This window comes from Ruegeria sp. H9 (assembly GCF_056532915.1).
In genome coordinates this window covers 223,682-243,358 of sequence record NZ_JBQFNX010000003.1, presented here as the reverse complement: position 1 = coordinate 243,358, position 19,677 = coordinate 223,682, and the positions used below count along the sequence as shown (strand labels likewise).

Below are 19,677 nucleotides of genomic sequence, written 5' to 3'. Positions count from 1 at the left end.
AAAGGATTGAAAAATGGGATTTATTGAGGCCGTTAAAACGTGTTTTTCAAAATACTTCCAGTTCTCCGGCCGGGCTATACGTTCAGAATACTGGTGGTTCTTCTTGTTTGTGGTTCTCGTGAGTGCTGCTTTGGCTGTGCTGGATACGATCCTATTCGGGACTAACCCCGAGACAGGGCAAGGATCTCGGGTTCTGTCCTCTGTTTTTCAACTGGCTGTTCTCATACCTATGCTGGCCGCCGGTTGGCGAAGGCTGCATGATACAGGACGACCTGGCTGGTATTTGCTGCTGCCGATGGCGCTCAGCATTACAACGCTTTTTGTTATGCTGGGTGGCGTGGCGTTCTTTTCGGTATTGGAGCAAGGGACCGAGAACCCTGACGCACTACGAGGACCCGCGGCAGTCCTGGGCGTGACCGGTATTGTTGTTGTCTCAATTCTTCAATTGGTTCTGTCCATTCTGATGATCTGGTGGTTGACGCGCCCTTCGGAAGAAGGCGCAAACGAATACGGCGAACCTGTTTCCTGACCTGGTTGCCGGGGCAATTGGCCGGAATCTCAGGCTGAATGACAGTGCGAACCGTAACACCATGGAGAGAGAAAATGAGTTTCAAAACGATTTCCACTGGGACGCTAATGATGGTTATGGCGACCACTGCATCAGCGGAGTGGTCGTTCAACTCTGGGCCTATTCCCAATGCATTTATTCAAACCGGAAACATGACGCTGGAACTTCAGTGTAACCGTATTCGCTTTGCTCCGGCTGGATATGAGGACAGCCAGGACATTACGGACAAGCAGGGGCTTTCCATTCGTTTCTTGAAGAACGGAGCCACCGAAGTTGGAGCATTTCAGGTTGGCGCAGAAAACGCTGCCGTACAGATCGTTGATAACTATCCCGTCGAAGTCAGTTTCAATAGTCAAGAGGACTATGGTTTTGTACTGGGCCAGCTTGCGGCCAATGCATCTGTTAACCTGTCGATGATTGATCAAGATGTCAGCTACGGAATCTTTGACTTGAAAGGTTCCAGCGCGGCAATTCGGTCCCTTCGTTCCGCCTGCGATTCAGATCCTAGCCAGCGGTCCTCCTACGAACCCCCCGAAGGCATCGTATATTGTGGTGGCGGAGCGATAGAGCGCGTGATCGAACCCGTAATTTTGGACAACTCGGGGGAAGAGTGGGACGCGCGAGTAACAGTCAACGGCGAGTCGATCAGAGCCATGACTGCTTACAGTTACTTCGGAAATTCTGAGCCGCCAGCCGGATTTGTCGTGGCCCTGCTTGGGGAGGACAGGTCCGAGTTTCTGATTTTTAACGAAGGCTCGGCAAACTGGCTGGAATATGGGGACTACCGATATGATCAGTGCAATTGATACCTTGTGCCAACCAGCTTTCCAAATAGCGCGTCAGATGAAGTGTTTGGTCGCCGGGATTGTGCTTGCTTCGGGCCTTGTTTGGACCTCACCAGATGTCGCGGCTGATGTATCGCGCCTTCCGCCCGGTTTGCAGGCGAAGGATGATCTGGCGGCACGAGCCTGTGCGGAATTCAACGACGCTCAATTTGACTTAGATTGGGGTGCGGTTGAGAAGGTCGATCTCGACGGAGACCTACAACGCGATTGGGTTCTGAATGAGTCCGGTCTTGCGTGTTCAAGCGCCGCCTCTCTTTTTTGCGAAACGGGGGGTGCATGTCGCACTTCCTGGTAGAAGAGGAGGCTCATTCCTTGCTCAATCAAGGCTGGACTGTTGCTGATTTTGGGCGTCAACGCGTTGTCCTCGCAAACGTCCATGGACCCAATTGCGACGGAATAAATCCCACGTCATGCGTCAGCGCCAGTGCTTGGGATGGCCAAGCAAACACTTGGCGCTCGTCTGCTAGTTATTGGGAGTAAGTTGCATTTGGGCATCGCAGATAAACCTGAGAGCCTGTTTGTTCAACGAGTTCTCTGTGGTACGCAAACTTATGGGCAAATCGTGCAGACTTATGCGCAAATACCGCGCAGAGTTATGGGCGAACTTCCAAGATTTTTTAATGAAATCAATGTCGGCATTGCAGCGTTATGAGCGCACCTACAGCGGTTTGTAGGGGTGCGAATAGCTTTGCATTTCGTCTAAAGAATTGCGTATTTGGACCAAAGCCTAGGGTGCAACAGCCACCCATTGAATTTGGCATCCAAAGATAATTCCGCACAGTGCAAATTTTAGTTGGATTCATGCCATGATCGTGGCTCACGTGAAGCTTGAAGTCTGCCGCTTCCAGCTTAATGCAGCCTTTCGCGGTGCGACCCGCAACAGTATTCCGCAGTAGAGAAGATCAGGATCGTGCTGGACGGCCTAAAAGGCGAGGACAGCAATGCAGAGCTGAGCCGTCGTGAGGGCATCGCGCAGAGCGTTCCCTACTTGGCAAGTATAATTGACTGGATATGAATGATAACGATACGGAAAATCCATTTGTGTGTATTTTAGAAAGTGTGAAAGTTCATTTCGCATTGTGATGCTTAGTTAGGCTTATGAATTTGTCATCTACCTCTCTTTGGGTTGGCAGAATCCAGGTTTCAGCAGATACCGCGCCCGAAAAAGCGAGCCGCGTAAGCAAGCCCAATGTCTATTGGCCTTATCTGCCGCGCAGAGTTGGTCCTTCGTATTTGCTGGTAGTCAGGTAACGTTAGTTTGGGAGTAAGATATGGAATTACCAACACTAACGTACGAAATGATAGCCGTGCTGAGTCTATTGTCTTTTACGGTCTTACTTTTTGTTACCGAAATCATACGGATTGATGTCGCAGCAATTCTCGTAATGGTGCTGCTTGGTGCACTGAGCTATCTCCCTGGGCTAGGTAATCTTGCAGATGTATCCAAGCTCTTTGAAGGTTTTTCTTCGAACGCTGTGATGTCCATCATCGCAGTTATGGTAATTGGGGCTGGGCTTGATAAGACCGGACTTATGTCAAAGGTTGCGGCCTTGATCCTCAAGAATGGTGGCACGACTGAGGCCCGGATTATCCCAATTATATCAACAACGGTTGGTGTCATCAGCTCTTTCATGCAGAACGTCGGAGCTGCTGCGCTTTTCCTTCCTGTTGTCAGCCGCATCTCAGCACGAACAGAAATCCCGATGAGTAGATTGCTGATGCCTATGGGGTTTTGCGCGATACTCGGTGGTACGATTACATTGGTCGGGTCATCGCCCCTGATCCTGTTGAATGACCTGATTGTTTCAGCAAACTCATCCCTTCCGGCTGACCAACAAATGGAGACATTTGGGTTGTTTTCCGTCACGCCTATCGGTGTGATGCTCGTGCTGACAGGGGTGCTTTACTTTGTACTATTTGGTCGTTGGGTCCTCCCAGCGCAGCGGGAGCGTGGGGAAGACGCAAGCTCAGCCCGGTCCATGCAGACCTATGTCGAAAACACCTATGGGCTTAGGGCCGATATGTTCGAGATACGTGTTCCTGAAGGTTCGATCATCATCGGGCAAACGCTCGCAGATCTAATGGTCGCCCATAACATGTACATTCTTGGCACATCTTATCGCGGCCACAAGGTCATCGCGCCGATGGCTGATACCAAGATCGAAGCCCCGGCGCGGCTTGCAGTACTTGGCCTGCGTCGGGTGGTTGAGCAACAGTTCGCTGAGCCTTACGGCTTGGAGATCCTACCCCAACTAGATGTCTTTGCGGATGATTTCGCCGCGACGCAGTCTGGGGTGGCAGAGGTTGTTATTCCACCCGGTTCTTCAGTGATCGGCCAGACTCCGATTGATTTGCGCCTCCGTCAGACACATGGTTTGTCTCTTTTGGCCATTCAGCGCGGAGAAGAAACACTGAGCCACGTTGAAACCGAGGATCATTCAGCCACGCATATCGGGCAAGTCCCTTTGCAGGCCGGTGATACGTGTGTGGTTCACGTGCAGTGGGACCGTCTGACACGACTGAAGTCGGACAGGGATTTTGTTGTCGTAACTTCAGACTTTCCCCAAGAAGAGTTACGGCCACACAAGGTCGGCTGGGCGCTTGCTTTCTTCCTAATAGCGTTGAGCTTAATTCTGTTTTCCGATCTGCGCTTGTCATTATGCCTGTTGATCGGCGCTATTGGGATGGTGTTGAGCCGGGTGCTCTCGATTGACGAAGCCTACGAGTCGATAAGTTGGAGTACTGTTTTTCTACTCGCTTCACTGATCCCGCTAGGTCAGGCGGTTCAGAACACCGGCACTGCGGATTGGATTGCAGCGCATGTGTTGGCCCTTCTGAAGGGGTGGCCGATCTGGTCTTTGCAAGCAGGGATTGCCGTTTTGGCAACGGCGTTCACGCTGGTCATGTCCAATGTAGGCGCAACTGTCCTGCTGGTGCCACTAGCAGTTTCTATTGCCGTATCCGCGGGTGGCAATCCGGCTGTGTTTGCTCTCACGGTGGCAATATCAACGTCCAACTCATTTTTGATCCCAACACACCAGGTGAACGCGTTGATCATGGGCCCAGCAGGCTACCGGGTGGTGGATTTCGTTCGCTCCGGTGGAATTATGTCTCTCCTTTTCTTGGTTGTCTCAATGACCGGGCTTGCGATTTTCTTCTGAGCCGCCTCTCGGCGATCCGTACAGAAGAACTCACAATATAAGGTTTTTGAGACCAAATTTTTTGGCGCGGGTTCAAAACGTCTGCAAAAAGGGCCTCCTCCGCGAGGGACCGAAGTAATGTGTCCAACTCAACCAAACCTGAAGTCGGTATACGCTGGAACTGGACCGTTCTTGTTTTATCGATCACTGTTATTGGACCAAGACCGTCGGCATTTTTGGAGAGTTCACGATGAAGTTCCTTCGTACACCGGACCATCGGTTTGACGGGCTGCCAGATTTCAACTTTGGCCCGAACTATCTTGATGTGGATGACACCGAGGGAAGTCTTCTCCGACTGCATTATTTGGACGAGGGACCGGCTCATGCATCACCAGTATTGTTGATGCATGGAGAGCCAACCTGGTGCTTCCTTTACCGGCGCATGATTCCGTTATTCAAGGACGCTGGCCATCGAGTTCTGGCTCCTGATTTGATTGGGTTTGGAAGGTCGGATAAACCAACAGAGCGATCCGACTACACCTACCAACGCCATGTAGACTGGATGTCCGAGTGGTTGCGGAAGGTTGACCTGACGGGCATCACGTTGGTTTGCCAGGACTGGGGTGGTCTAATAGGCTTGCGGTTGGTTGCGAGTACGCCCGAGCGGTTCTCGCGCGTAGTAGTAGCAAACACGGCCTTGCCCACCGGTGACGCACCCTTGGGTGATGCATTTCTTTCATGGCGGGAATACTCACAATCCGTACCCGCATTTAATTCGGGACGCATCGTATTCGGCGGCACGACATCTAAAATTTCAGAAGAAGAGGTCGCAGCCTACAACGCACCATTCCCGGATGCGCGCTATCTGGCAGGCGCTCGCGAGTTTCCAGTGTTGGTGCCCGACACACCTGATAATCCAGCTTCTGAAGCCAACCGAGCCGCATGGAAAACCTTCAAGACCCTCAACACTCCGTTTCTGACTGTTTTTGGAGAAGATGACAGGGTCATGGCGGGAGTAGACAAACTGTTCCAAAAGTCGATCCCTGGGGCAGTTGGTCAAAATCATACAGTTGTGCCAAAAGCCGGGCATTTCATTCAAGAAGATGCCGGCACAGAGCTAGCACATGCGACTTTGAAATTCATTGAGCAGACATAGCGGCTATCAGATTAGTGTCTTCCCCTGCGGCCTCAACTCACACCAAATTTGCGACGCAAATGCTCAGCTAAGGCTGTTATGCGACGTGGTTGGGCCCGGCTCGGTGGAAACATCATTTGCAAAGGTTTCGGCGGTGGGAGGAAGTCGCGCAAGACAGAAACAAGTCTGCCAGATCGAACATCGTCGCCCACATCCAGCTCGGACTTCAATACGACCCCATGGCCTACAATCGCCCAATCGCGGATGAGTGAACCATCATTGACTATTCGATTTCCCTTTACCGAAACGCGCTGGGCATTTGGTCCTGATCCAAACTCCCAAACGTTGTCGATCATGTCGCCAAACCTCATGATCAAGCAGTTGTGGTTTAATAGATCTTCTGGTTTTTCAGGCGTTCCAAATGAGGCCAGGTAACTTGGGGACGCACAAACGAAACGTTGGTAGCTTCCCAGATTTCTCAACCTGAGCGAGCTGTCTGTGATGTTGCCGAAGCGAACGGCGAGGTCAAAACCCTGGCCTACGAGGTCGACATAACCGTCCGAGAGGGACAGTTCGATTGAGACGGCAGGGTTCTTTTCGGTGAATTCGGCAATAACCTTGGAGACAATGCTCCGTCCCAAGTCAATGGGCGCGCTTATGCGAATTGGACCAGACAGAGTTTCGGCGCCGTGCCGAACAAGTGTGTCCAGGTCCGCAACCTCACTGAGAACGTTTCTTGCTCCATCAGCGAGTGTCCGGCCTTCTTCGGTCAGGCTAATGGAACGGGTGGTGCGGTTGAACAAAACCACACCGTAATGTGCCTCCAGAGCCGCGAGCCGTTCGGACACTGTCGTGCTCGACATCCCTGTCTCGCGCGCCGCGGCCGCAAGACTGCCTTTCTCGGCTATGGTCAGAAACAAGCGAAGATTGTCTAAAAGCATTAAACGGAATTTCCGGATTATATGTTCGATTATACCCCGTTTATCCCGAAATGACTGCGGCGTAAATCTTGCGCATCGCTCAAGAACACAAGGGACCTATTCCAATGGCCAAGCTGACAATCGTCGCCAACATCAAAGCCAACCCCGACAAGATCGACTTCGTAAAGGGTGAGCTGATCAAGCTCATCGACATAACCCGTGCCGAAGAGGGTTGCATCAACTACGACCTTCATCAGGACAACGACAACCCGGCTCATTTCGTATTCTACGAAAACTGGGAAAGCCGGGAGCTTTGGCAAACCCACATGGGTGCTCAGCACCTTGCGGCTTACTTGGAAGCAACAGAGGGTGCCGTTGCAGAATTCACGTTAAATGAAATGACAGTCATCGGTTGATACAGAACCGAACAAAGGAGCACGTTATGAAAGCCGTGGGATACCGTGAGACAGGGTCGATTGATCGGGCGGACGCCTTAATCGACTTTGAGGCCGATAAACCGACGCCGAAGGGGCATGACTTGTTGGTGAAAGTGCAGGCCGTGTCAGTGAACCCAGTCGATACGAAAATTCGGCAAAAACGTGCTCCCGCGGGTCCAGCACCTGATATTCTGGGATGGGACGCAGTAGGGATCGTCGAAGCAGTTGGCGAAACGGTTGAGACTTTCCGTCCGGGAGATGCAGTTTGGTATGCCGGGGCAATAAACCGACCGGGAACCAATGCCGAGTTTCATCTGGTGGATGAACGTATTGTCGGATCAGCGCCAAAATCCATACCGGCGAAAGCAGCTGCGGCGATGCCGCTAACGACGCTTACTGCCTTTGAGATGCTGTTCGACCGCTTGCGAGTCCAAAATGCCGTTTCCGGCGGGACCAATACGTTGCTGGTTATTGGTGGCGCAGGCGGTGTCGGATCAATCACCATTCAATTGGCCCGGGCTCTCACTGAATTGACAGTGATCGCGACAGCGTCCCGACCCGAGACACAAGACTGGGTTCGAGAGCTGGGCGCACACCACGTCATCAACCATTCGGAAGCCTTAGCGCCGCAACTCGAGGCTCTCGGTATCGAAAGTGTGGATTTCGTCTATTCAACAAACCACTCCCAGCTTTATGCGTCTCAAGCTGGAGAGGTGATGACGCCCCAAGGTCGCTTTGGGTTGATCGATGATCCTGAGACCTTCGACATCGCGCCGTTCAAACCCAAATCGATCTCATTGCATTGGGAGTTCATGTACACTCGGTCGCTTTTTGGGACTGGAGATATGAATCGTCAAAGCGAAATCCTGAATCAGGTCGGCGGTTTGATAGACAATGGAAAGATCAGATCCACAGCGACCGATACACTTGGTAGGATCAATGCTACAAACTTAATGAAAGCGCATGCTATCCTCGAAAGCGGAAAAGCCAAAGGTAAGCTTGTGCTTGAGGGTTTTTAATGAGAATTGAACGGCTGGATCATGTGAATATTGTGACGACTAGGTTGCCTGAGATGGTTACTTGGTATGAAAATGTCCTGGGTTTGAAACCCGGGGCCCGCCCCGATTTTCCGTTTCCCGGAGCATGGTTGTATACGGGTGATGACGCCGTGGTTCATCTTGTGGGTCACGAAGGAACACCTAACGTTGGCTCCGAAGTGAAGCTCAAGCTCGAGCATTTTGCGCTCTCAGCCACGGGGTTGAGCGCATTCGAAGAAAAACTGATCTCGAGTCAGATCCAGTATCGCAAAACTGAAGTCCCTGGGGCTCGAATGGTCCAAATCCATGTGGCCGATCCTGATGGGAATCATATTCATATTGACTTCGATGACGCCGAGTAATTGGCCAACTCTCGAAATAGTCGGAGCACAAAATCAAGCTCGCAACTTCTTGTCGATTAGTGATTGAGATTCTTGCCGGGTTGCTCCCCGGAATTGCGTGGGCCAACATTTTTGGGTGGTACAAACGTCGATTTGGAGATCAGCATGTCGGACCTCGAAGCAAACAAGAAAAATGTCATCGCTTTCTACGAAATGATGTTCAATGACTGTCGACCTGCCGAGGCAATAGCGACGTTTGTTGGTGAAACCTATACGCAGCACAACCCGCATGTTGGCGACGGCAAGCAAGCGTTTATCGAGTATTTTGAGCTCATGGCTGCCGAATACCCGGGAAAGCGTGTGGACATCAAACGTGCGTTTGCTGAAGACGATCACGTTGTTCTGCATTGCCATCAAATCTGGCCCGATGGTCTCGAGTACGCAGGGATCGATATTTTTCGCCTGGATGCTGATGGCAAGGTTGTCGAACACTGGGACGTTCTTCAGGAAGTTCCAGCAAACAGCGAGAATGACAATGGTATGTTTTGACTTCGTCGTTCTGACAGCGGTGCATGGAACTTCGAAAGGGCCTGTCAGCTAAACCACCATAGTCAAAGGGCATAAGTCTGATCCAAGAGATCCGCCGAAGCGTATCTATCAAGAACCAATAAGGAAGGAGATAAATATGCTCCCGAAGAGTATTCTTGCGGCGACCCTTGGACTATTTGCAGCCACTTCGCTTCAAGCCGGAGTTCAAATTCGCTTCATAGAAGGCGCACCCAAAGACCGTTTTGTTCTGACAAATGTGGGAACGTGCGAAGTAGAAACCTCGACCGTTAAAATTGACTTGTCGCAATCTGCTGGACGTCTGATTTTCGACGTTACCGAAAAAGGCGCGGGTGTAGAGGTATTCCAACCGCTCGAATTCGTTGAGGGTGCGGATGCACTGCGTCAATTTCCTTCGGTCGTGGACGGGCAGAATACAATTGAACTTGAGATCGTTTCCCTCGCAGCCGGGGACAAATTAGCCTTTACCATCGATGTGGACGACACGATCGGGCAACGCGAAATCACCGTAACGAAGTCGGAGATCGAAGGCGCCACGGTGTCATATACCGACGCGGATGAGACCAGTACTGCGACCTTCTCTTCCGAAGCGCTTGTCAACGTGACGACCAAGGGCTGCTGAAAGCTATCCCACAATGTCGAATTGGATGGTCCGCATAGCATTTCTTGCGCTCGTGTTGGGAGGCGGCATCCTGATCGGGATATTGACCGCGCCTGGCGATTGGTATGCGCAGCTTTCTAAACCTGCTTTCAATCCACCAAATTGGATATTTGGCCCGGTCTGGACGGTGCTTTATGTCTTGATCGCCATGGCGGGTTGGCGCCAGTTCGAAACAGACCGAAGCTCGACTGCCATGAAGCTGTGGTGGGCACAGATGGGTTTAAACTTTTCGTGGTCCCCAATCTTTTTCATACTGCAACTACCGTGGTTTGCGTTTGTGGTAATTGCCGCGTTGCTGGCTGTCATCGTCATGTTCATTGCTCAGGTTAGGAACTCAGATCGGATCTCCGTACTGGGCTTCCTTGCGTACTTTGCGTGGGTTGCATTTGCCGCTGCGTTGAACCTTTCCATTGCGATACTGAACTGAGCAGGAACAATATGCGTGCCAACTTTGCTGGGCTTGCTTCAGGTCTTGTTATCATCGGATCTACAATGGCACAGGCTGATGAAAATCTTGCAGAAGACTTCTCCAAGTCTCCGGAGACGAGTTGGGACTACGATGCCGACACCGTCATGGGAGGAGTTTCTTCAGGACAGGTGCAGTTTCGTTCGGAACGTGATGTTGCGTTCGCCCGGTTGACCGGAACCGTCAGCACAAAAAACAACGGCGGCTTTATCCAGTTCCGACGCAAGTTGTCTGATCGACCAGATGAGGGTGTATCGGGCGTCAGGCTGTTGGTACGGGGGAATGGCGAGCAATACTTCGTCCACCTCAGGACACGTGGCACGGTGCTTCCATGGCAATACTATCAGGCCGCGTTCGCAACTTCTGACAACTGGACCGAAGTCTGGTTACCTCTCTCAGGCTTCAAGGCTTCAGGTGCCATGTTGCGCGCTATTCCCGTTGCTGACGAAATCACCTCAGTTGGAGTTGTAGCCTACGGGAGAGATCACGAGGCCCGCGTAGATGTCAGCGAGATTGGTTTCTATTGAAGGTTTCCCAAGAGAGGGCTGCAATCTTCAAATAGGTCTGTTTGGAACCGCGCGGGATCTAAATTTACAAACCATCTTCCCGATGGAATACATTCCTTTGATGCCCGAGCATCAATTTGGACAGGTCTGATCAGGCTGCTCAACAACAGCAACCGACATTGCCAATCCAATTGTCTTTGCTCATCGTTTCCAAGCGACTAAATTGGGTCCATGGAAGAAGTCACTCGACTGACCGAATGGATGATTACAGAAGGTCGTCGCTCCGGTGATCCTGTAAAGGTGGTGTCACAGTTTTGTTCCTCCTTGATCGAAGCCGGAGTGCCGCTATGGCGGGCAAACATTGGCCAGCGCTTTGCCAACCCATTGCTTATTGCCTGGGGGGTAGTTTGGACGCCTGAAGGCACCGACAGCTACGACGTCACGCATGAGACGATGTTGACAGATGGTTATGTCGGGAGTTCATTCGAGTATATTCTTGCGAACAGAAAGCCACTTCACAAAAGTCTTCGGCGACTTGACTTGGAAACAGAGCATTCATCCTATCTTGAATTTGCAGAGCAGGGCGGCACAGACTACTACGCTACTTTGCTCTATTACGGCGATGGATCGCTGCATGGATGTACGTTCGTTACTCAGGCAAAGGATGGATTCTCGCCCGAACATCTTAGGCTGATTGAAGCGGCCTTACCGGCCCTTTCTTCTGCCTTGGAACCTGTCACGATGCGAAAATCGTCTAAAGGTCTGCTTCGAACTTATTTAGGAGATGGACCTTCCGAGGCCGTCTGGAGCGGCAATATAAAGCGCGGAGAGCGAACAACTTTGGATGCCGTGGTGATGTTCTCTGATCTGCGAGGCTTTACAGCACTTTCCGAGACCTCTCCGGAAGAAGATATCTTCGACACGCTTAGCGACTATTTTGATCTGGTGGTTAAAGCCGTAGAGGACAACGGTGGAGACGTCCTCAAGTTCATGGGCGATGGCATCCTGTCGATCTTTACTATTGAAGCGCAAAAAGACCATGCCGACCGCTGCAGAATGGCGGCTCTTGCAGCGCAGAGTGTGCTGAGTGGTTTGAACGCTCTCAACACCAGACGAGACGGGTTTCAAAAACCGCCTTTGGATGTTGGTATTGGAATTAACGTCGGGCAGGTCAGCTATGGTAATATCGGCAGCCCCGGCAGGCTTGATTTCACAGTTCTGGGCGGGGCGGTGAACGTTGCAAGCCGAATTGAAGGTTTAACAAAATCAACTGGTCGGAGAGTGTTGGCGACGTCAGCCGTTGCAAGTGCTGCTCCGAACATGTTCGTTAGCTGTGGGGATCACGAAATACGTGGCCTTGCGCAGCCCATTGAGTTGTTCTTTCTCACTGAAGATGCACAATAGTCAGCTATAGTTATTCAAAACAATCTACCTTCGGCATCTTACGAAATTAGATGATCGCTAGAAATGAAACACAAAGCGCAAAAATCCACTAAGGCACGGCAAGCTGAACGTAACTGTTAGAGTAACCGGAAAACGGGACTTGCCCGTTGTCGTTCAGCTTCCCTGGAATGATGAACATGGCCATTGACTTTGGTAGCAGGCATTTTCCCGCCAGCAGTTGATAAAATGAATATCTAGTCTGAATTAAGAATTAGATATTGGGAAATATCTGCGACTGATGTCCTATTTCTTTTTTGCTGCCATCTTCGCAGGCGCCGGTGACGGCCAAGCGATCAAGTAGTTTGCAGAAACCTAAAGCTGGGACCCAATTGGTAAAATACTTAATAGCCCGGCAACTATGTGATCCCAGGCCGATCCTGTCGGCTCGAATTGGTATTCAAGAATGGTGCCATCATTGGCTCTTGTCGTCCATCTAAGCTGGCCAGCTTGCTCGAGCGTCACGTTATATGTGTATGCGGGTAGTGCGTCGTCCAAGGCTCCCATCGTCTGCGCAGTCAATGCTGGAGAGTCAATCAGAATTCCCATCTCGGTGTTGATGTTGACAGATCGCGGATCCCAGTTGAATGAACCCACGAATAAGTACTGGTCATCAATTGCAAATGCCTTGGAGTGCAGGCCTGACCTGGATTGAGCCCAGTTAATACCGCGGCGTTGGACTTGATAAGCGTCGGGTCGCAGCTCGTAGAGTTCTACTCCACCGCGTAGTAGTGCTCGGCGTTTCTTGGCGTAGTGTGCGTAAACGGGTGCGACGTCGTTAGATGCAAGTGAATTGGTTACAACCTTTACGTCGACCCCGCGGTTCTCGAGTTCGGTCAGCCATTTCACACCGTTGTTGCGCGGCACGAAGTAGGCGGACACGATGTTCACTTCACTGCTGGCATTCTCAAAGTACGGAAGCAATTGAGATGCAAGAACGGGACCTGAGTTCTCGAGGCCCGCGGCCTTTGAAGGCGGATCAGCATAAAGTTTCGCTGGCAGCCAATCCAGTAACAGGGCGCCATCCGCGAAGTTCTCTTTTGCCGACTTTCTGAGCGCTGCGCCGTACTGCGTTTGCTTCGCTTCCTCGACGAGCTCATTCAACCTGCTGCGTGCATCGCTCAGGTCAAATTCTTCGGGTTCTCCGACAACCACGCGAGCCGGAACAGCGAATTCGCTGTTCCAGTAAGCGTCAAAGCTACGTGACACTTCGCGTACAACTGGGCCTGCGGCCAGCACATCAAGATCAGCATAGTTCATTTCTTCCCGCGCCAAAAAATACTCGGCACCGATGTTTCTCCCACCTACAATCGTGAACACGTTGTCTGCTGTCATGGACTTGTTGTGCATTCTGCGATTGATGCGTTTGAAATCAGTCAGACCCGCGATCAAAAGGCTCTGATCTCGCCAGAACGGGTTGAATAGCCTTATTTCAATGTTTTTGTGATTGTCCAACGCAGCGGTCATCGCGTCGTAGCCGGACGTATCCATATCATCCAACAACAGCCTGACACGAACACCTCGATCCGCCGCTTGCAATAGGCTGGCAGCGAACAGGTGACCAGTTGGGTCGTCGTGCAGAAGATAGTATTGCGCGTCTATCGTTCGCTCGGCCGCAGTGGCCAACAACAGCCGTGATACGAGCGCTTCTTCTCCATCACTGATCAGCTTGATGCCTGACCGACCGTCTTTAGGATCCCCAAGGCGATTGGCCGCCTGACCCAGAGCCGTGCTGGAATTTGCCGGTAGCGCAGCTGATACCGTCTTTTCATACGTGCGGGTTTTCGGAGCGCAAGCGACAAGAAACAGCGCGCAATAAACACTAATCACGAACTTCCACAGCGCCATTGGCTTTCTCCAACCCTATGCCCTAGGTGACTACGCCCGAGCACGCGATTGCAAGTTTGTTCTATGAAGCCTGAGGTTGTTTCGTTCGCTAGTGTTGATTTCGTAACTCTCGCAAGCGCCATGTTGTTGGTTTGCGATTTCGACACACCCCTAGATCCCACGGACTATGGCAGAAGCCAGATGCGTCGAACCACACCGCTCGTAACCAGTTTCCGTGTTATAAGTCTCTGATCAGGTAAAATGATGCTCTCTGATTTTGGAAGTTTAGGTGCTCTTAGCATTGACGTGTTACGATTCCGCCCCACAGTTTTGACGCAGATTTTCGGAGCATGCAGAGTGTTTGTGAGGACCACCGCCTTATTGATTTTTGCTGTGTCGACCCCGGCCACGGCATTGCAGCTTCGCGAAACAGGGCGTTATGAACTTAATCAGCCCGCAAGTCTTGACTACGATCCGACCTTTTGTGGGTTGTGGATTGCGAACGAGGGGCCCGAGGCAATTCTCGTTACATTGCAAGGTGATGAATTGCGCCGTATATCCAGCGATCTCTTTCGGATCAAAGCAATTGCTGTTGAAGGGGATCACTTGTTGCTGGGCGATGGTCTCGGCAGTCTTCAACGTGTCACCAAGGACGGATCACGCCTGGGAGCACCCTTCGAATTGGAAGGTGGTTTCGCGGATACGGAAGGAATTGCGATCAACGCCAAGGGACAGATCGTGACCGTAGAGGATGACCCCGAACGGTTGTCGTGGTTCACCTCAGAGGGTGCTTTGACGGCGAGGTTGGATACCATGAAGTTCTCTCCTCCCTTGAGTGAGGCGCAGGGCATCGCGATTGATCCGCGTACCGGCCACATGTTGATTGTTGATGACTGGGAAGGGTCAAACAGCCTGTATGAGTTCACGGCAGATGGCCAACTGCTCGCCCAGCAAAGTTTGTTGGAATTCGGAACCGATCCAGAAGGCATCGCCATTAGGCCGGGATCCAACCAACTGTTCGTGGCATTCGACGGTGGCGCGAAGATTGTGACATTTGACTACACACCCACTTTGCCTGAAGGATCGCCGCCGCTCCCGCCGGGCGCGGATTGCATGATGTTCTGAAAATTTGGTTGCTTGCTTCGGCTGGCGCAGGTTTCGGCTAGTCGCGCTCGCTGTCCAAAGTTTCGCGTATGAGCGTCAGATTAGGCAATGATTCCTGGAACGGTTCAGGCCCGAGTTCGGACAAAACTGGAGCCAGGGATTCCGACATCCGCTCCATACAAGCTTTCAAAAACTCAGCGCCTTGCGGTGTAGGCCGAGCAATTTTCGAACGTTTGTCATTGGGGTTGGCTTCAAGAGTAACCAGGTCATGATTTTCAAGACTGGAGAGTATGTGCGTCATCGAAGTTTTAGGCACTTGAAACGCGTTCGAAAGTTGCTGTGGAGTTTCACCCTCGGGACGCCGTACCAGATGGCCCAAAATTCCGAATTGAGTCGCCGTCATTCTACCAGGCAAGAACGCTTCCAGCTTGGTCGAGATCAACTGATTGATGATCCCGACCTCGGTGAAGAACCGGTAAACTTCGTTGGTCTCATCTTCAGGCTTCATTCAGAATTCGTGTCTCCAGCGGCCAGCGTGGTGTGGGAATTGGTTCAGGTCCATACCCCAAACGCAGCAACATTTGCACCGTGTGGCCCGGTGACGCAAGAAGCTCATGCGCCAGAGCGTACTCATCGGCCATCTCAGGATACTCTTGAAGTGCCTGGCTGACCGGATGAACGCCTAGGCCCATTTCGGTTGTCTTCAGGTAGAAACGCATCAACTGACGTCCTGCATCGATTTGATCGCTTCGCGTATTTTTAGCTGTCGTGAGAACTGCGTACTGCGGTGTCGCGTCTAGCATAGCGAAATAGTCTTGCATGTGCGCCTGAGTGCCTGGGTGATCAACGTTCATCAGGGTCTCATTGTCCAATAGGCCGGTAAGTCGCAGCGTTTCCAGAAACGGATCGCGTAACTCAATCCCGTCCGGGTTGGCGTTGATTTCTGCTTTCCCGATCCGCATGAGGTCCACGGATTCTTTCAAGGTCTGCGGTGTTCGCATTTCGATTTCAAAAGCGCGTTTCGTGAGGTCTCGAATACGGACCACCAAATCTTCATCGGTAATCAAAGTTGCATAGTTGCCAAGCGTAGACACTTGATCGGCAGAGAGGCGCTGTTCTGTGTACGGTTCTTTGTTGGAATGCCGTTTGAGGATTTGATCTGAGAGTGGATCGGATGCCCCGCCAGATACAAACATCGCTTCTGCGATAGGTCCGTCATTCCCACCTGGCAGTAACTCGACCTCTGTATCAAACCCCTGTGCACCTGCTGCCAGAACCATCGTCTCAACAAATGCGCCGAGGCCAATATAGAGCTGGCGGTGGTAAGGATCGGTTTCAGGAAGCTCACGTTCAGGATCACGGTGGATGCGCACTTTGTCTTGCCCAACCAACTCGATCAGCCAAGGTTGCAAATTGTGCGGATTGGGGGCGAGAATTGCGTAGGACAAAGCAGCCTTGCGTGGGTCATCATACGGTTTTGGCGTCCACGGAGCTAAAGCTTCATGGGGCGTACGTGTCGTGAGAAACCCAGCCGCGCCCGTTGCCGCCAGTATTGTGCCTCCGCCTAGAATCTTGAGAAAACGTCTTCGGTTTGGCATCTTGACTCTCCAATAGTACGATATCGAACTAAATTAATACGAAATCGTACTATTTCAACCCCAATCGATGCAGTGATTGTTTGAGCGACTAGAAAAAAGAATATCAGAGCAGCCGGAGGCAACTGCGGGTTGCCGTTATCGACAAGTATTCGGAGCGCCTTTAGTACCGGAAATAAGCAGTTACTTTAGTTGACTAACGACCGGATACGAGAAGATCAGAGGCTGTTGAGCCGATGCTTTTCGAGTATCTCGCAAAGCATAGCCTTGGCTTGCAGCCTGTGTTCTCGATGACGTTCACGGGCGACATCCGGACGACCTTCACTAATCGCTTGGAAAACAACCCGATGATCTTCATTGGATTTGACGGGCAGGGGTCTGATGAACAAGGTCGTTGCGCGCGCGCGGCGCACCTGGTCGCTCATCATGGCGACAATCGCTTCGACCCGTTTGTTGCCGCCCAACCGAACGAGCTCTTGATGAAATAACTCATCGGCCTCGGCCCAGGCTTCAAGATCTTCGGCTTCGATGGCTCGGTCCATCTTCGCAATTGATCCAGCAAGTACCGAAAGTTCATCTTCTGAATAACCCGCTTCGGCAGCGCGTTGTGCAGCGAGGCTCTCGAGCTCCGTCAGGATGTCGTAGATTTCACGCATATCGTCTGATGAAACCGGCAGTATCCGCACGCCTTTGCGGGGCCGCATCTCCAACAACCCTTTGCTTTCCAACATCAGCGCAGCTTCCCGTATCGGGGTGCGGGACATACCAAGGGTTTCGGCGAGTTCCGACTCCAGGTGGTCAGTTCCGGCTGCAAGTTCGCCAGACAGGATCATCTGCCGCAAATCCCTAACGGCGCGTTGCGTATTGGAAAGAGTTTTTGCGTCTTGACCCTTCACGGCGTCTCCAGGTTGATCTTTCGTCCCTCCGCAGCCGAGAGATAGATGCTCTCTTCGATGCGGATCACGTCCAAATAGTCTCGAGCCGTGTTTTCCAGCGGCGTGCCCTTTACAAGGCATGAAACGACGTGACTTTGCAAGGCGTGGACGCAATCGCCGCCAAATCCATTATGATCGCTTGGAGGTAGAATTTGCTGCTGCGCCTGCTTTCCAAAAGCGCGGAGTTCAACTGAACCATCGCCGTTAAGAACCAATGATCCTGTTGTTCCTTCAATGAGGGCTTCACCCATAGTTTGACGCAGGTTTTTGGCGCTGTGGTCAAGACACCTGTTCCCATCGAACAGAGCTTTCAAACCGTTGGGATGATCAAACAGGATATAGCCGGCATCCTCACCCGCGATAATGGGGTTCACTTGGCGCAAGTCCGCATAAACTGCGCTGGGCGCATCGAACAAGAATCGGAATGTGTCTACCCAGTGAACTGCTGTTTCATGAACCAGGAAACGCGGCATGTCCTGAAAATACGGCTGCCGGTCAAGATAGGCGCGTGGTCCTTGTCCGTCGCCAGGCCGAAGCCGGAAAGTAGCTTGTAGAGGTGTACCAATTCGACCCTCGGTCATCGCCTCTTTGATCGCGCGATACCAAGGTTGAAAGCGAAAGTTCTCGTGTACAACAATAGTTGCTCCTACCGCTTCGGCCTCTGAAACAATTTTCTCAGCTTCATGCAACGACATGCAGAAAGGTTTTTGGCAGATCAACCACTTTATTCCAGAGTGCAGCGCCGTTCGGATGGCATCGGCCTGCGCCACAGGCGGGAGGATGATGTCAACGAGATCTGGTTTTTCCGCCTCCAGCATTTTTGACAGATCATCGTAAGCGGCCAGTCCTGTTTCTTTCGCCTTTTTGATGTCACGGTTGCAGGATGCAATCGGAACCGCTCCGGGCATTCGAGACCAGCTTTCGTAGTGGAACTTGCTGAAATACCCCGCACCTACGCACGCGACCGTGATGGCTTGTTGAGTATTCATGCCAGCAATGCTTCCAATACCGATGAGGCTGCGTCCTGCGTTCCGGCTGTGCCACCTAGGTCACGCGTCAGGTTTTGACCGCTCTCAGTCACCTTTTCCACGGCTTCCCGTAAACGTTCGCCATCTTTGGACAGTTCTGGATGATTATGGGTCAACCCTAACCATTCAAGCATCATTGCTGCAGACAGGATCATCGCGAAAGGATTGGCAATGTCTTGTCCCGCAATGTCCGGAGCAGAGCCGTGACAGGGTTGGAACACGGCGTGGTTCAACCCGATATCTGCTGAAGGAGCCAATCCAAGACCGCCCATAAGGCCGGCGCCAAGGTCAGAAAGGATGTCGCCGAACATGTTTTCAGTCACCAAAACATCGAATTCCCAAGGCTTCTGCACCATCCAAAGCGCAGTGGCATCAACATAAGCATGGTCTGCCTGCAATTCGGGATGGTTTGCAGCTTCTGCATCAAACATCGATCTGAAGAACGCAAAGGCGCGGAATACATTGGCTTTGTCGACACATGTAACTCGACCCCGACCGCGCCCGGTTCTTTTGCGGTTCTGGGCGAGTTCAAACGCAAACCGGAACAGTTTTTCGGACACCTCACGAGTGATCAGCAGAGTTTCACGTGCTTCGTGTTCGGTAACTTCTCCAGCGCCTTGGGTGAAGAACAGTCCTTCTGTGCTTTCGCGTATCAAGACAAAGTCGATCTCTTTTCCGGGAGGCAGCGCTAAGGGGGTCATTTGTCCGCTGCTAACCTTTACCGGACGCACGCCGGCAAAAAGGCCGAGCTGCTTCCGCAGGTCGATCTGTGGTGAAATCTCGGTTCCATCAGGGTAGCGAACATCCGGCAAACCCATTGCAGATAGCAGAATCGCATCTGCCTTGCGTGCAGTTTCAAGTGAACCAGTCGGAAACGATTCTCCAGTTTTGGCGTAGTGGCCTGCGCCTGCTGGAGCGTCTGTAAACGCTAGGTCGTAGCTGGGATTGTTGCCGGAGAGCTGCCGCAGGATTTCAAGCGTAGGGGCCATAATTTCCAGGCCGATCCCGTCCCCATGGAACACCGCGACATCGTAAGTCTTTTTCATCTTGGCCCGCTTCCTTCCAGTTTCGCATTCATAGCGCGATAGCAGCTTTCGCTACAGTCCGTTGACAATGCATTCTTTA

At 51.9% G+C, this 19,677-nt stretch carries 21 protein-coding genes; 14 read left to right on the top strand and 7 right to left on the bottom strand.

What is annotated here, in order from left to right:
* Positions 1–13: 13 nt before the first annotated feature.
* From ACR0CZ_RS15400 to ACR0CZ_RS15380, 5 genes are all read left to right on the top strand, one after another.
* A complete protein-coding gene (locus ACR0CZ_RS15400; RefSeq protein WP_170395437.1) occupies positions 14–529 on the top strand; it encodes a DUF805 domain-containing protein in 516 nt (171 codons plus the stop codon).
* Positions 530–603: 74 nt separating this feature from the next.
* Positions 604–1,374, top strand: a complete 771-nt coding sequence (locus ACR0CZ_RS15395) for a hypothetical protein (protein ID WP_170395439.1) — start codon at positions 604–606, stop codon at positions 1,372–1,374.
* A 472-nt stretch (positions 1,375–1,846) separates the two neighbouring features.
* Positions 1,847–2,065 (top strand): hypothetical protein, encoded by a 219-nt coding sequence (locus ACR0CZ_RS15390; RefSeq protein ID WP_170395441.1) that lies wholly within the window; start codon positions 1,847–1,849, stop codon positions 2,063–2,065.
* Between the two features lie 619 nt (positions 2,066–2,684).
* Positions 2,685–4,574, top strand: coding sequence for an SLC13 family permease (locus tag ACR0CZ_RS15385; RefSeq protein ID WP_170395443.1), 1,890 nt, complete (start codon positions 2,685–2,687; stop codon positions 4,572–4,574).
* Positions 4,575–4,803: 229 nt separating this feature from the next.
* Positions 4,804–5,709: a haloalkane dehalogenase gene (locus tag ACR0CZ_RS15380; RefSeq protein WP_170395445.1), complete on the top strand. Its 906-nt coding sequence runs from the start codon at positions 4,804–4,806 to the stop codon at positions 5,707–5,709.
* 32 nt (positions 5,710–5,741) lie between these two features.
* Here ACR0CZ_RS15380 and ACR0CZ_RS15375 read toward each other — a convergent pair whose 3' ends face one another.
* The gene (locus ACR0CZ_RS15375; protein ID WP_170395447.1) at positions 5,742–6,629 is read right to left on the bottom strand and encodes a LysR family transcriptional regulator; all 888 of its coding nucleotides are present in this window, start codon (positions 6,627–6,629) and stop codon (positions 5,742–5,744) included.
* Positions 6,630–6,733: 104 nt separating this feature from the next.
* Between ACR0CZ_RS15375 and ACR0CZ_RS15370 the strand changes: the two genes are divergently transcribed.
* From ACR0CZ_RS15370 to ACR0CZ_RS15335, 8 genes are all read left to right on the top strand, one after another.
* On the top strand, positions 6,734–7,024 hold the full coding sequence (locus ACR0CZ_RS15370) for a putative quinol monooxygenase (protein WP_170395449.1): 291 nt from the start codon (positions 6,734–6,736) through the stop codon (positions 7,022–7,024).
* Between the two features lie 26 nt (positions 7,025–7,050).
* Positions 7,051–8,064, top strand: a complete 1,014-nt coding sequence (locus ACR0CZ_RS15365; RefSeq protein WP_170395452.1) for a zinc-binding alcohol dehydrogenase family protein — start codon at positions 7,051–7,053, stop codon at positions 8,062–8,064.
* Complete coding sequence (locus ACR0CZ_RS15360; protein ID WP_170395454.1) at positions 8,064–8,444, top strand: VOC family protein; 381 nt, start codon at positions 8,064–8,066, stop codon at positions 8,442–8,444. Before ACR0CZ_RS15365 ends, ACR0CZ_RS15360 begins: the two co-directional genes overlap by 1 nt.
* A gap of 144 nt (positions 8,445–8,588) precedes the next feature.
* Positions 8,589–8,972, top strand: a complete 384-nt coding sequence (locus ACR0CZ_RS15355) for a nuclear transport factor 2 family protein (RefSeq protein ID WP_170395456.1) — start codon at positions 8,589–8,591, stop codon at positions 8,970–8,972.
* A 136-nt stretch (positions 8,973–9,108) separates the two neighbouring features.
* Positions 9,109–9,612, top strand: a complete 504-nt coding sequence (locus ACR0CZ_RS15350; RefSeq protein WP_170395458.1) for an aggregation factor core — start codon at positions 9,109–9,111, stop codon at positions 9,610–9,612.
* A gap of 25 nt (positions 9,613–9,637) precedes the next feature.
* Positions 9,638–10,078 (top strand): TspO/MBR family protein, encoded by a 441-nt coding sequence (locus ACR0CZ_RS15345; protein WP_480454220.1) that lies wholly within the window; start codon positions 9,638–9,640, stop codon positions 10,076–10,078.
* 65 nt (positions 10,079–10,143) lie between these two features.
* Positions 10,144–10,644 (top strand): CIA30 family protein, encoded by a 501-nt coding sequence (locus ACR0CZ_RS15340; RefSeq protein WP_480502806.1) that lies wholly within the window; start codon positions 10,144–10,146, stop codon positions 10,642–10,644.
* A 210-nt stretch (positions 10,645–10,854) separates the two neighbouring features.
* A complete protein-coding gene (locus ACR0CZ_RS15335; RefSeq protein WP_170395464.1) occupies positions 10,855–12,027 on the top strand; it encodes an adenylate/guanylate cyclase domain-containing protein in 1,173 nt (390 codons plus the stop codon).
* Positions 12,028–12,378: 351 nt separating this feature from the next.
* On the opposite strand, the gene ACR0CZ_RS15330 is transcribed toward ACR0CZ_RS15335, so the two are convergent.
* A complete protein-coding gene (locus ACR0CZ_RS15330) occupies positions 12,379–13,911 on the bottom strand; it encodes a phospholipase D family protein (RefSeq protein WP_170395466.1) in 1,533 nt (510 codons plus the stop codon).
* 309 nt (positions 13,912–14,220) lie between these two features.
* Here ACR0CZ_RS15330 and ACR0CZ_RS15325 point away from each other — a divergent pair, with 309 nt between their 5' ends.
* The gene (locus tag ACR0CZ_RS15325) at positions 14,221–15,015 is read left to right on the top strand and encodes a hypothetical protein (protein ID WP_480537179.1); all 795 of its coding nucleotides are present in this window, start codon (positions 14,221–14,223) and stop codon (positions 15,013–15,015) included.
* Positions 15,016–15,052: 37 nt separating this feature from the next.
* Here the strand turns inward: ACR0CZ_RS15325 and ACR0CZ_RS15320 are convergent, their stop codons facing one another.
* The 5 genes from ACR0CZ_RS15320 to ACR0CZ_RS15300 form a co-directional block, all read right to left on the bottom strand.
* Positions 15,053–15,502 (bottom strand): MarR family transcriptional regulator, encoded by a 450-nt coding sequence (locus ACR0CZ_RS15320; protein ID WP_170395468.1) that lies wholly within the window; start codon positions 15,500–15,502, stop codon positions 15,053–15,055.
* The gene (locus ACR0CZ_RS15315; RefSeq protein WP_170395470.1) at positions 15,492–16,592 is read right to left on the bottom strand and encodes an Acg family FMN-binding oxidoreductase; all 1,101 of its coding nucleotides are present in this window, start codon (positions 16,590–16,592) and stop codon (positions 15,492–15,494) included. The genes ACR0CZ_RS15320 and ACR0CZ_RS15315 overlap by 11 nt, the downstream gene beginning before the upstream one ends.
* A 215-nt stretch (positions 16,593–16,807) precedes the next feature.
* Positions 16,808–17,485 (bottom strand): GntR family transcriptional regulator, encoded by a 678-nt coding sequence (locus ACR0CZ_RS15310; protein ID WP_170395106.1) that lies wholly within the window; start codon positions 17,483–17,485, stop codon positions 16,808–16,810.
* On the bottom strand, positions 17,482–18,513 hold the full coding sequence (locus tag ACR0CZ_RS15305) for a Gfo/Idh/MocA family protein (RefSeq protein WP_170395472.1): 1,032 nt from the start codon (positions 18,511–18,513) through the stop codon (positions 17,482–17,484). The genes ACR0CZ_RS15310 and ACR0CZ_RS15305 overlap by 4 nt, the downstream gene beginning before the upstream one ends.
* Complete coding sequence (locus tag ACR0CZ_RS15300; protein ID WP_170395474.1) at positions 18,510–19,598, bottom strand: isocitrate/isopropylmalate family dehydrogenase; 1,089 nt, start codon at positions 19,596–19,598, stop codon at positions 18,510–18,512. Before ACR0CZ_RS15300 ends, ACR0CZ_RS15305 begins: the two co-directional genes overlap by 4 nt.
* Between the last annotated feature and the right edge of the window lie 79 nt (positions 19,599–19,677).